Origin of the sequence: Streptomyces himastatinicus ATCC 53653, assembly GCF_000158915.1 — a bacterium.
Classification (GTDB): Bacteria; Actinomycetota; Actinomycetes; order Streptomycetales; family Streptomycetaceae; genus Streptomyces; species Streptomyces himastatinicus.
Window position 1 is genome coordinate 8502236 of sequence record NZ_GG657754.1, and the last position, 11929, is coordinate 8514164.

The 11929-nt window shown below is 68.5% G+C and carries 10 protein-coding genes and 5 pseudogenes; 12 read left to right on the forward strand and 3 right to left on the reverse strand.

Annotated elements, in window-relative coordinates; translation table 11 throughout:
• Positions 1–13: 13 nt before the first annotated feature.
• From SSOG_RS56625 to SSOG_RS36455, 8 genes and pseudogenes are all read left to right on the forward strand, one after another.
• Positions 14–396 (forward strand): annotated as a pseudogene (locus SSOG_RS56625) (DUF2267 domain-containing protein).
• 137 nt (positions 397–533) lie between these two features.
• Entirely contained in the window at positions 534–1628 is a 1095-nt protein-coding gene (locus SSOG_RS36425; protein ID WP_009719276.1) for an NAD-dependent epimerase/dehydratase family protein, read from the forward strand.
• 984 nt (positions 1629–2612) lie between these two features.
• On the forward strand, positions 2613–2879 hold the full coding sequence (locus tag SSOG_RS57965) for a hypothetical protein (protein WP_342634372.1): 267 nt from the start codon (positions 2613–2615) through the stop codon (positions 2877–2879).
• Positions 2876–3216 (forward strand): annotated as a pseudogene (locus SSOG_RS56630) (MBL fold metallo-hydrolase); the annotation flags it as partial. The gene SSOG_RS57965 and the pseudogene SSOG_RS56630, both read left to right, overlap by 4 nt.
• 399 nt (positions 3217–3615) lie before the next feature.
• The gene (locus SSOG_RS36440) at positions 3616–3819 is read left to right on the forward strand and encodes a cold-shock protein (RefSeq protein ID WP_009719280.1); all 204 of its coding nucleotides are present in this window, start codon (positions 3616–3618) and stop codon (positions 3817–3819) included.
• A 345-nt stretch (positions 3820–4164) separates the two neighbouring features.
• Positions 4165–5657: pseudogene (locus SSOG_RS36445) on the forward strand (DEAD/DEAH box helicase).
• Positions 5658–5703: 46 nt separating this feature from the next.
• Positions 5704–6150, forward strand: a complete 447-nt coding sequence (locus SSOG_RS36450; RefSeq protein WP_009719282.1) for a CBS domain-containing protein — start codon at positions 5704–5706, stop codon at positions 6148–6150.
• 6 nt (positions 6151–6156) lie between these two features.
• Positions 6157–6465 (forward strand): SCO5918 family protein, encoded by a 309-nt coding sequence (locus SSOG_RS36455; RefSeq protein WP_009719283.1) that lies wholly within the window; start codon positions 6157–6159, stop codon positions 6463–6465.
• A gap of 101 nt (positions 6466–6566) precedes the next feature.
• On the opposite strand, the gene SSOG_RS36460 is transcribed toward SSOG_RS36455, so the two are convergent.
• Both SSOG_RS36460 and SSOG_RS36465 read right to left on the reverse strand, forming a co-directional pair.
• Positions 6567–6926: a hypothetical protein gene (locus SSOG_RS36460; protein ID WP_009719284.1), complete on the reverse strand. Its 360-nt coding sequence runs from the start codon at positions 6924–6926 to the stop codon at positions 6567–6569.
• A gap of 76 nt (positions 6927–7002) precedes the next feature.
• Positions 7003–7487, reverse strand: a pseudogene (locus tag SSOG_RS36465) (helix-turn-helix domain-containing protein); the annotation flags it as partial.
• A 341-nt stretch (positions 7488–7828) separates the two neighbouring features.
• Here SSOG_RS36465 and SSOG_RS58620 point away from each other — a divergent pair.
• Together SSOG_RS58620 and SSOG_RS58625 are read left to right on the forward strand one after the other, a co-directional pair.
• Positions 7829–7963: pseudogene (locus SSOG_RS58620) on the forward strand (integrase); the annotation flags it as partial.
• A gap of 325 nt (positions 7964–8288) precedes the next feature.
• The gene (locus SSOG_RS58625; protein ID WP_245606660.1) at positions 8289–8564 is read left to right on the forward strand and encodes an integrase core domain-containing protein; all 276 of its coding nucleotides are present in this window, start codon (positions 8289–8291) and stop codon (positions 8562–8564) included.
• Between the two features lie 142 nt (positions 8565–8706).
• On the opposite strand, the gene SSOG_RS36470 is transcribed toward SSOG_RS58625, so the two are convergent.
• Complete coding sequence (locus tag SSOG_RS36470; protein WP_009719287.1) at positions 8707–9093, reverse strand: ATP-binding protein; 387 nt, start codon at positions 9091–9093, stop codon at positions 8707–8709.
• Positions 9094–9968: 875 nt separating this feature from the next.
• On the opposite strand from SSOG_RS36470, the gene SSOG_RS36475 reads away from it, so the two are divergent.
• Both SSOG_RS36475 and SSOG_RS57975 read left to right on the forward strand, forming a co-directional pair.
• Positions 9969–10307 carry a MerR family transcriptional regulator gene (locus tag SSOG_RS36475; RefSeq protein ID WP_009719290.1) on the forward strand — a complete coding sequence of 113 codons (339 nt, stop codon included), beginning with the start codon at positions 9969–9971 and terminating at the stop codon, positions 10305–10307.
• Positions 10308–10803: 496 nt separating this feature from the next.
• Positions 10804–11928: an integrase core domain-containing protein gene (locus tag SSOG_RS57975; protein ID WP_039942269.1), complete on the forward strand. Its 1125-nt coding sequence runs from the start codon at positions 10804–10806 to the stop codon at positions 11926–11928.
• Position 11929 lies beyond the last annotated feature (1 nt).

Below are 11929 nucleotides of genomic sequence, written 5' to 3' on the forward strand. Positions count from 1 at the left end.
GGGCCAGGGAGCGCTGCCGCGGGCGCGGTCGGTGGGTTCATGGTGGCCGGAATGGTGGTGGGCGCGGTCATCCGTCCGCGCCGTGCTCACCGGCCTGGGTCGGCAGCTCACCGGCGACGAGCGGGTCGACCTCGCCGCCCGTCTGCCCTAGGAAGCGGCCCGGACGCTCGCCGACCAGGTTCCCCACCGTGAACCCCCCACCGACTGGGGCTATGTCAAGGACCTCGCCACCCGGGCGGGCGGCACTCCTGCCACCGCTCGCTGGGACACCGGCTCCGTCCTCAAGGTCGTCACACAACTCGCAGGAGACCGCCTGGTGGACCGCATCCTCGCCCAGCTTCCCTCCGGCTACGCGCCCTCCTGTTCGGCCGCATCGAGCTGACGCGCGCGGCCTGACACCCCTCTGCCCGGGCACCGTATTGACGCAGCCCGCTCCGGGTACTCGGGCGGTGAGTGGGGCAGAGCGGCGGACCGGGGCAGCAACGCCTTCGCGACGCTCCTCTCCTGCCCCACCTACCACGAAGGAGTGGCCGATGTCTGCTGATCGCCAGACACGGGAGCCGGGCGCGTCCGGGCTGCGGGTAGTCGTGGTGGGTGCAACCGGCAACGTCGGCTCCGCGGTGGTGCGGGCGCTGGGCGAGGAGGCGGCCGTCTCCTCGGTCGTGGGGCTCGCGCGCCGTGTTCCGGACTGGACGCCGGAGAAAACGGCGTGGCGTGCCGTGGACCTCGGTGACCCGGACGTGGACCTCGTACCGTACTTCCGTGATGCGGATGTGGTGGTGCACCTGGCCTGGCTGTTCCAGCCCACCCATGAGCCGGTCACCACCTGGCGCAGCAATGTGCTGGGCAGTGTCCGTGTCTTCGAGGCCGTGGCCGCCGCGGGTGTTCCCGCCGTGGTGTACACCTCGTCGGTGGGTGCGTATTCGCCGGGGCCGAAGGATCGCGCGGTCGACGAGTCCTGGCCCACCCATGGCTGGCCGGAGGCCGCGTACACCCGGGAGAAGGCGTATCTGGAGCGTTTCCTCGACGGCTTCGAGCGGCGCCATTTGGACCTGCGTGTGGTGCGGATGCGCCCCGGCTTCCTGTTCCAGCGGCAGTCCGCATCCCAGCAGCGGCGGCTCTTCGGCGGACCGCTGGTGCCGGGCAGCCTGGTGCGGCCGGCGCTCGTGCCCGTCGTCCCGGAGGTGCCGGGATTGCGCTTCCAGGTGCTGCACACCGAGGATGCCGCCGCGGCCTACCGGGCCGCGGTCGTCCGGGACGTACGCGGCGCGTTCAACATCGCGGCCGAGCCACCGGTGGACGCCGGCGTCCTCGCGGAGATCCTGGGCGCTCGGGTGCTGCGTGTGCCACGTCCCTTCCTGCGCGGCTGTGTCGCGGCCGCCTGGAAACTGCATCTGGCACCGGCCTCCGCGGAGCTCTTCGACGCGGTGCTGCGGATCCCGCTGATGGACACCACGCGCGCCCGCCGGGAGCTGGGGTGGGACCCGCGGCACACGGCCACCGAGGCCATCGGGGAGTTCCTGCACGGGCTGCGGCGGGGAGCGGGCGGCCCCACGCCGCCGCTGGCCGAGGACTCGCCCGCGGGCCGTGCCCACGAGGCGGCGACCGGAGTGGGCGAGCGGCCCTGAAACAGCCGCTGCCGAGGCCCGGCGGACTTCGCGCCCCGCCGGCAGGAGGGTGGTGGACGGCCCGCGCATTCGGGCCCGGGGGCGCTACGCGGGCCGCCGACCGGCGTCTGCGCCCGGGGACGGGCACGCCCACCAGGCGAGGAGCCATCCCGCTTCGACCACCGCGTCGAGGCCGTGAGCACGACGTGCCCGGCCGGCGGGTACGGAGATGACGTCGGCCACGAGCAAGGTGGCGCCCGTCCCCAGGCCACTGCGCCGGGCCTCAGCCAGGGAATCGGCGGTCGGACGCGCCCGCAGCTGACCCCACCCGGTGGTGACCAGCAGTCCGGCCACCGTCCTCACCAGCCAGTTCTGCTCCGGATCCGGCTGTGTGGGACCGAAAGAAACGCCTGAAGCCGGTCATGTGCAGCAACGGCCAAGCCCCGGAAGCGAGGTTGAACAGACCATGTGCCCTGGTGAGGAACAGCGGGGACACCATCGGTCTCGACCTGTGTTCGCGCCGTCGGGTCATGGCTCATACCGATCACTTCCCCTTGCCGTACGACTCGGTTTCCCCAGCGCGGCACGCGCTTTCCAGCCTAGTGGCATCCGTGTTCCGCGCACTCGGCGGCGGCGACGGACGAGGGGGAGGCTGGTTGAGGCGGCGGTGGCTGGGCACCCCGTAGGAGCACGTTGCCCGGTACGACCTTGCCCGATCCGGGAGGGCGATCATGAACGAGCCCAGCACATTCCCCCGCGTGCTCGGCATCTACCTCAACGACCATGCGGCGGGAGCGACGGGCGGAGCGGAGCTCGCTCGCCGGACGGCCCGCGAGCACCGGCAGTCGGCCTTCAGCGGCGACCTGGAGGACATCGCCGCACAGATCATGGAGGACCGGGAGGCGCTCCTGGACATCATGGCCGACCTTCGAGGGTGCCCGTACGCCCGCTACAAAGCTTCTGTGGGGGGCTGGCTAGGCGAGAAGGCCGGGCGACTGAAGCCCAATGGGCCGGCTGCGCCATCGTTCGGGGCTGAGCACGCTCGTCGAACTGGAGGGCCTGCGTATCGGAGTGGAGGGCAAGGCGATGCTGTGGCATTCGCTGCTGGCCGCGGCCGACCAGGACACCCGCTTGGACCCGGATCGGCTCACCGAGCTGCTGAACCGGGCGCGGCGGCAGCGCACGGTGCTGGAGTCGCTCCACCATGCCGCGGCCGCCGCGCTGTTCGCCCCCGGTCGGCCGGAAGCGCAGGAGACGGCGGTCGTCCCATGACGCCTCCGCCGGACGGGGCCGCGGACTTCCTCTTCGTTGGCAACGCCACTCTCCTCATCCGCTACGGGACGCTCACCCTGCTCACCGATCCGAACTTCCGCCACCGGGGCCAGTACGTCTATCTGGGCAAGGGGTTGGTGTCCCGACGGCTGACCGAGTCCGCCCTGGCCGTCGAGGACATACCATCTGATCTCGACGCCGTGGTGCTCTCGCATCTGCACGGCACCACTGGGATCGTGTGGCCCGTCGTCGGCTGGACCGTTCACTGCCCACCATCACCACTCCTCACGCCTCCCGGCGACACGGGTTCAGCCGGGCGATACCCCGACGCCACTGGCTCAAGATCTTCCCCTTCACCCCCGGCACCCTGCTTGCCTGGCACCGCAGGTTCATCGCCGCGAAATGGGACTACACCGCGCGGCGACGCGCAGAACGGCCACCCACCCCGGCAGCGATCAAGAAACTCGTCCCGCGGCTGGCGAGGGAGAATCCCACGTGGGGGCAGGCGTCTTACGGAAAGCCGCGTACGTCGTCCGACGCTGGGAGCTCTGGTGCCGTTGGCCACTCTTCCTGAAACGTTGCGCTCCGAGTGAATTAATATCTGTGCCCGGGGGATCAGATTTTGACGGACCGCGCAGTGGGAGTTTTTGTCGCGAACAGCGGCGGGGTAATCATCGCGGCGACACGGCGTCCGCGCAGTGCGGATGCCGATGCACTGCCCCAAAGGAGATATGACATGGCAGCTGGTACCGTGAAGTGGTTCAACGCGGAAAAGGGCTTCGGCTTCATCGAGCAGGACGGTGGCGGTGCCGACGTGTTCGCCCACTACTCGAACATTGCGGCGCAGGGCTTCCGTGAGCTGCTCGAAGGCCAGAAGGTGAACTTCGACATCGCGCAGGGCCAGAAGGGCCTGACGGCCGAGAACATCGTTCCGGCCTGACGCTCACGCACCATCTGTAGCTGGGGCCCGCATCCTTCGGGGTGCGGGCCCCAGCTGCACGTATCTCCCGCAGCGGTTTCACCCGCGGGACGACGCTGCGAAATCCGCAGTCTTACCACACGCGGCTCCTCCTTCAGGGATGCAGGCGCATCCTGACGAGCTGCACCGCAGCCGACGCCCGGATCTCAAGGTTTCCATCGCGTCACTCATTTCAGCACCTGCGCCCCGGAGATCTTCCGCCGGCCAGATCTGCTTTCTTTTGCCGCTGGTCCATACTTGTAATTCTCCATGTCGCTCATCGCTGCGGGAATTCCTTGATATGTGCCACATCGAGGAAGGCTCCGCATGAACCACACATACACGAACGACCGCCCCGCCCGCGCCCGTAATGGCAATGCCGACGCCGGAAAGGGCGGCAGCCGCAGGGCCTCGCAGGCACCGCGCTGTTCCGGCGGGCCTGCCCGTTCCGGTGGTTACGGCCGCCGGCCCGCCGCAGCGCAAGGTGAGTTCGCGCCGCCCAGGACGATCACCCCCGCGCTGCCCGCCGTTGAAGGCTTCGCCGACCTCGACCTGCCCGAGCACCTGCTGACCGAACTCGGCAGGCAGGGTGTGACCGCACCGTTCCCGATCCAGGGAGCGACGCTGCCGAACTCCTTGGCGGGCCGTGACGTCCTGGGCCGCGGCCGCACCGGTTCCGGCAAGACCCTGGCCTTCGGCCTCGCCCTGCTCGCCCGCATCGCTGGACAGCGTGCTGAGCCCCGCCAGCCGCTGGGGCTGATCCTCGTACCCACGCGTGAGCTGGCACAGCAGGTGACCGACGCGCTGACCCCGTACGCCCGCTCCGTGCGGCTGCGGCTGGCCACCGTGGTCGGCGGCATGTCGATCGGCAGGCAGGCCAGCGTGCTGCGCGGCGGAGCCGAGGACGTCGTCGCGACGCCGGGGCGGCTCAAGGACCTCATCGACCGCGGCGAATGCCGGCTGAACCACGTGGGCATCACCGTGCTGGACGAGGCCGACCAGATGGCCGACATGGGCTTCATGCCCCAGGTCACCGCGCTGCTCGACCAGGTGCGCCCGGAGGGGCAGCGAATGCTGTTCTCCGCCACCCTGGACCGTAACGTCGATCTGCTGGTGCGCCGGTACCTGACCGACCCCGTCGTGCATTCGGTCGACCCGTCGGCCGGTGCGGTCACGACGATGGAGCATCACGTCCTGCACGTCCACGGTGCCGACAAGCACGCCGCCACGACCGAGATCGCCGCCCGCGACAGACGCGTGATCATGTTCCTGGACACCAAGCACGCCGTCGACCGGCTGACCCAGGACCTGCTCAACAGCGGGGTACGCGCCGCCGCGCTGCACGGCGGCAAGTCGCAGCCGCAACGCACCCGCACGCTGGCGCAGTTCAAGACGGGCACGTCACTGTGCTGGTGGCGACCAATGTCGCGGCGCGCGGCATCCACGTCGACAAACTCGACCTGGTCGTCAACGTCGATCCGCCGACCGACCACAAGGACTACCTCCACCGGGGCGGCCGTACCGCCCGCGCCGGCGAGTCCGGCAGCGTCGTCACCCTCGTGACACCGAACCAGCGCCGAGGTATGGTCCGCCTCATGTCGGACGCCGGGATCCGGCCGCAGACCACGCAGATCCGCTTGGGCGACGAGGCCCTGAGCCGGATCACCGGCGCCCAGGCCCCGTCCGGCGTCCCGGTCGTCATCACCGCACCGGTGGCCGAACGCCCCAAGCGCAGCGCCTCCTCGCATGGCCGGCGCCGCCCCGCTTCGGCGAGCCGGCGCACCCCCGTACGCCAGTCCGGCTTCGGCGCGGTGGCCTAGAACTTTCGTGATCAGGAAGCTGACTCATCTCTGCAGGAGGCACCCTTTGACGCTGGTTCAGACGCAGCCCGGCCCGGCGGGCGCCAAGCCCGTGCGCAGGACGGTGGTCGAGGTCATGGACGCGGCCGGGCCGCAGGTCTGTGACGACATGAGCGTCGAGGTGGCGCTGGCCGTCATGGCCGCCGCCCGCACGGGCCGACTGGTCGTCTGCGACCTGGACGGCCAGTGCACCGGCCTGGTCACCCGGACCGAACTCGCCGCCGTCCGTGACAGCTCCGACTACACGGACCGTGTCCGCCTGCGCGACATCCTCGGCGACCACGGCTCGTTCACCTCACCCGTGACCACGATGGCCGAAGCCGAGCACGCGATGCGCGCCCGTCGGCTCGGTGTCCTGCCGGTGGTCGACGAGCAAGGCAGCGCCCTGGGCATCCTCCCTCTCCCGCTGAAACGCCTCGCCCCTGGTCGGACCGTTCTTCCCTTCTCTCTGTGAGGCCACATGCGCTGCGTCATCGCCCGCTTCCCCTTCGAGCTCACCAAGGGCGGCGTGCTGGAATCGATGAAGGGCGTCAAGCCCGAACCGGTCACCGGTGAATCGGTGATCATCGGCCGCCGCCACTACCCCGTCAAGCAGGTCGGCCAGGTCATCACGCGCCAGGACCGCCGTGACTTCAGTGCCGCCGAAGTCCTCCGGGCCATGGCTCAGCTCGGCTTCACCTGCCGCGCCGTTCCCAAGCCAGCGCCCCTGGGCATTCTCAGCCCGATGCAGCACGCCTCCGCGATGCTCGGCACCCCCGTCACGGTCTGACCGGGTAGACAGACACGAGCCGACACCTGGCCAGCAGTGTGGGTCCGACCGGTACGCCGGTCGGGCCCACACTGCGTGCAGCCGGTTTCCGTCGCCGTCGCTCAGTGGTCGGAATAGCTGAAGTCGCCCACGGTCCAGGCGCTGACGTCCTCAATCGCGACACGGTACATTCCGCCCGTCTCCGGGATCCCCACCGTGCCCTGCAGGATCCGGGCGACATGGAAGTGCAGATGCGTGGGTGGCCCGTCCTCCTTCACGGGGGCGTCGAAGACGGCGGCGAACTCGCCCAAGCGGTCCGAATCCGTCAGCACCTCCGACACCCTCTGCCTCCACACTGCTTCGGAAGCCAGCCGACCGGTGATGACAGCACCGCCGGTGACCACGGTCAGGGACATCTGATTGCTCCGCCCGGACTCCACCAAGGCGGCGACGTGAACCAGGAGCTCGTCAGGCTTTGACATGAGGCAGATTGTATTCACCGGCCATCCGGCTGCTCGAGCGGTGGCGCTACCGGGCAAGAAGGGCACTCACGGTCTTGCCGCCGGAGGCCCGGCAGGTGACTGCGGTGGGCCGGATCCCGAGGGGACCGAACTCGTCGAAGGCGAAGACCCGGTCCGGGAAGCGTTCCAGCACCTGCTCGATGCGGTCGAGCTTGGCGTCGCGTTCGGGGTCGGGGGACTCCTTCCAGGTCTTGGTGCGCTGGAAGGTGATGCCGCGGCGCAACAGCAGGCAGCGTAAGGCTTCCCGGCCGATGCGGATGACGCGTCCGTGCACGCGGCGCAGGTAGGCGGCGAGTTTGCGGAGCGACCAGCGGGTGAAGGGCTGGCCGAGCTTGGTGGGGCGGGTGGTGGCCGTTTGGATGACGACGTCCTCTCGTCAGTGCTGAGCAGGCGGGGACGGCCACCCGCCCATTGAGGGTCCAAACAGGCCAAACCGATCTCATTGAACCGGTGGATCACATCCCGCACCGTGTCCTCGTCGGCCTGCACCAGCAGCGCGATCACCGGCACCCGGTTCCCGCCCTGAAGAGTGTCTTTATTGCCGTACGGTGGTTGACCTGGGGCTTTGCGATCGCCTGAGTGTGGGCATGATCAATGATTGTGGGTCTGCGACTGCTCTACCTGATCTTCTGTCGACTACTGGGCTGCTTGCTCCTGCTGGGCCGATCGACCGCCGCGAACAACGCCGAGATCCTTGCCCTTCGTCATGAGGTCGCTGTGCTTCGCCGGCAGGTCGAGCGGCCGCCGTTTTCGTGGGCTGATCGTGCCGTGCTCTCCGCTGTCTCGCGGTACCTTCCCTCCGTCTTACGTCGCCATCGGCTGGTCACCCCAGGCATGCTTCTGTGACCTGGCACCGCCGTCTGGTGCGCCGGAAGTGGCGCCAGACGGCGGCCGGACCTGGCCGGTCGCCATTGCCGGAAGAGACGATCGCGCTCATTCAGCGTTTGGCGCGGGAGAACCCGACCTGGGGGTACGTCAGGATTCAAGGTGACCTCCGGCGGCTCGGTCATCGGGTCGCTGCCGCCACGATCCGGCGCGTCCTGCGCCGTTCCGGTTTACCGCCCGCACCGCAGCGAGCATCCCAGCAAACCTGGCGCGCGTTCCTCCGCGCGCAGGCCCACACGCTGCTCGCCTGCGATTTCATGCACGTGGAGACCGTCTCCCTCAGACGTCTCTATGCCTTTTTCGCTTCTTCCGGTTCCTCATCCGTGACCGGGACAGCAAGTTCACCGCCGCTTTCGACGCCGTCTTCGCCGGCAACGGCACAGCCGGCATCCCGACTCCGCCACAAAGTCCCGGTCAAACGCGTTCGCCGAACGATGGATACGCACAGTCCGTACCGAGTGCACCGACCGCCTCCTCATCACCGGCGAACGACACCTGCGCACCGTCCTCAACCAGTACGCCGAGCACTACAACGCGGGACGGGCCCACCGCAGCCTCGGCCTACGAGCACCCGACGACGACCCGAACGTCATCCCCCTGCCCGCTGCCACGGTCAGGCGCCGCCAAGTACTTGGCGGACTGCTCAACGATTATCACGCCATGTCACCCCGAGTGCCTCATCATCCACAGGAAACGCCCAGCTCAGCAGCCTGATCGGAAATTGACACCCTTCAGGCGTGTGCGGCGGGTTCACCGCGCAGCAGGTCGGGGTCCGCCGCAGGTAGAGCCGACGCGGCGCTGATGCGAAACTCTCGCATCGGGATGCGATGGATGAAGAGTGATCGTGGGTGGGTGACTATCGGGCGAGGAGGGCGCTTACGGTCTTGCCGCCCGCTTGGCGGGTCACGGCGGTGGCGCGGGCGAGGCGGTTGACCATGGGCCAGCCGAATCCTCCGGTGCCGTCGTTCAGGTCGGGGGTGCGCATGCGCGGCGCCTGCGGGCTGCGGTCGTGCACGGCCGTCTCGATGCTGTCCGGGTGCGCGGTCAGGCCCAGGGTGCAGGTGCCGCCGCCATGGCGCAGGGCGTTGGTGACGAGCTCGGAGACGACCAGGACCACCGTGTCGGCGGTCTCGGCCGCGATCGCCGGTACGAGCCCGTCGAGGAAGTCCCGGGCGCTCTCGCGTGCGCCGGCGGCGGATGTCGCGGAGCGGAGGGTCGCGACGTTGACGCTCATCGTGTCCATCAGGTCCCCCTGTCACTGGATCATCAATGCCCGGTCCTGCTCTGCCCGGGGCTTGTGCCCGGCCTGCGGCCCGCTAACCCGGGTTGCTCCCGCCCTCCTTCCTTGCTCGAGGTCGATTACCTCTCCGTCGACCGCGCGGAAATCTGTGTCGGCTGGAGTAGACATTGGGTGGCGGTGTGGTTATGGTTTCTCTCGTAGCCGAGATCAACGGGGCCTGGCAGAGACGAACTGCCGGCCAGCAGTACCCGCAGTAGCAGTTCGCAGGACGGTGCGGTGGTGGAGTTCCGAAGCCAGGGTTGTTGCAGGACGGCGACGGGACTGACGACCGGACCGGGTGGCCCGCAGTGCTCAGGGGCCGCCGTGAGCAGTACCGCAGTTCGGTAAGTGCAGTGCGCAGTACCCAGCAGTGAAGTTAAGTGAGCAGCACCTCGGTGAAGGCGTCGGCTGCGGACGCGCGCACCGGGAAGTTCGGCAGTGGGGTGCTAAGCCAGAGCAGACGCAGGACGGGCGACGGGGCTGGCTGCCGAAGAGTGGCGCTACGACAGGCCACCAAGCAGTTCGCATCACCAGCAGTACGCAGGACAGCAGTACCAGCAGTAGGTAAGTGATGGATCCCAGAGGGAAGAAACGGAGGAGCCAGGCGCCATCAGGATCGCCCGGGCGGACGTCTTGAGCCCGGGTACCGCAGGACATCGATAGTGAGGTGGTCTCCGGTCAAGCAACCGCGATCCCCGCACCCCCGACAGCATCTCGGTCGGGTCTGCGGAAACAGAAGGCCGGCGCAGTACCAGGGCCGGCAGATGGTGTAGCAGTTCCTTCGGGGCCCTGGTGCCAATGGCACCAGGGCCCCTCCACGCGTTCCACAGAGAGGTGCGATGACAGCAGACGACTCCTTCGGCCGTCTCGACGACGACGACTACCCCGCCTACACCATGGGCCGGGCCGCTGAAATGCTCGGCACCACCCAGGGCTTCCTCCGCGCCATCGGAGAAGCCCGCCTCATTACCCCGCTCCGCTCCGAGGGCGGCCACCGACGCTACTCCCGCTACCAGCTGCGCATCGCCGCCCGCGCCCGGGAACTCGTCGACCAGGGCACCCCCATCGAGGCCGCCTGCCGCATCATCATCCTCGAAGACCAGCTCGAAGAAGCCCAGCGCATCAACGCCGAACACCGCCGCACCGCCGGAACGGCAAACCCCCCGACCGCGGCCTGAGACGGCTGAGACCAACTCCCCCAGGAGCTTGCGGCTGCCGCCCACGCATGCTGCCCGGGACGCACAGCGTTCCGGGCAACTTCGCCTTCTACACCCCTGGGCCGAGAGTGACCCACGCACGGAGCGTCACCCTCATGGGCCGTCGGAGAAGGGCATCGACTGGGACCGTTGACCTTGCCCTTGCCGGAAACCTCATCCGTGCAGGTCACGCCGCATGCCGGTATTCGTGGAGGATGCCGCCGAGGCGATCGCGCCGACGTATGTTGAGGCGGGCTAACGTGTCCGGGTCGTCGCTCGGGGGGGCAATGGGTGCAGCGGTCTGGCGTTGGCGATGCCCTGGTGTGGTCGGTGTCTGCTGTAGTACTGCTCGAACTCGCGCAGGGTGTGGAGGAGTGTCGCTGGTTCCAGATCAAGGTCCGTGAAGGGTGTCTTTATTGGCGTACGGTGGTTGACTTGGGGCTTTGCGGTCGTCCAAGTATGGGCATGATCAGTGATCGTGGGTCTGCGACTGCTCTACTTGATCTTCTGCCGACTCTTGGGCTGCCTCCTCCTGCTGGGCCGATCGACCGCCGCGAACAACGCCGAGATCCTCGCGCTTCGCCATGAGGTCGCCGTGCTTCGTCGGCAGATCGAGAGCCCGCGGCTGTCATGGGCCGATCGTGCCGTGCTCTCCGCTCTCGCCCGCCAGCTGCCACCCGTCTTACGCCGTCATCGGCTGGTCACCCCGGGCACCCTGCTGAACTGGCACCGCCGTCTGGTGCGCTGGAAGTGGCGCCAACCCCCAACCGGCCCCGGCCGGCCACCGCTGTCGGAAGAAACTGCGGCGCTCATCCAGCGCCTGGCGCGAGAGAGCCCGACCTGGGGGTACGTCAGAATCCAGGGTGAGCTCCGACGGCTCGGCCATAGGGTTGCCGCCGCCACGATCCGACGTGTCCTGCGCCGCTCTGGTCTACCGCCCGCACCGCAGCGCGCGTCCCAGCAGACCTGGCGCTCGTTCCTCCGAGCCCAGGCCCACACGCTGCTGGCTTGCGACTTCATGCACGTAGAGACCGTCTTCCTCAAACGTCTCTACGTCTTCTTCGTCATGGAGATTGCCACCCGGCGCGTTCACGTCCTGGGCGTCACCGCCCACCCGACCGGCGCATGGGTCACGCAACTCGCCCGCAACCTGCTCATGGACCTCAAGGGCAGAGCCGGGCGCTTCCGGTTCCTCATCCGGGACCGGGACAGCAAGTTCACCACCGCATTCGACGCCGTCTTCGACGGCAACGGCACTGCCGTCATCCCGACTCCGCCGCAAAGCCCACGGTCCAACGCGTTCGCCGAACGATGGATACGCACAGCCCGCGCCGCATGCACCGACAGATTCCTCATCACCGGCGAACGACACCTGAGTACGGTCCTCACCAGGTACACCGAGCACTACAACTCCGGACGAGCTCACCGCAGCCTCGACCTACGTGCCCCAGACGACGACCCGAACATCATCCCCCTGCCCGCCGCCACGGTCAGGCGCACGCAGATACTCGGCGGACTGCTCAACGAGTACCACACCACGCCACCCCGACCACCTCACCATCCCCAGGAGGCGCCCAGCTCAGCAGCCTGGTCGGAATATTGAC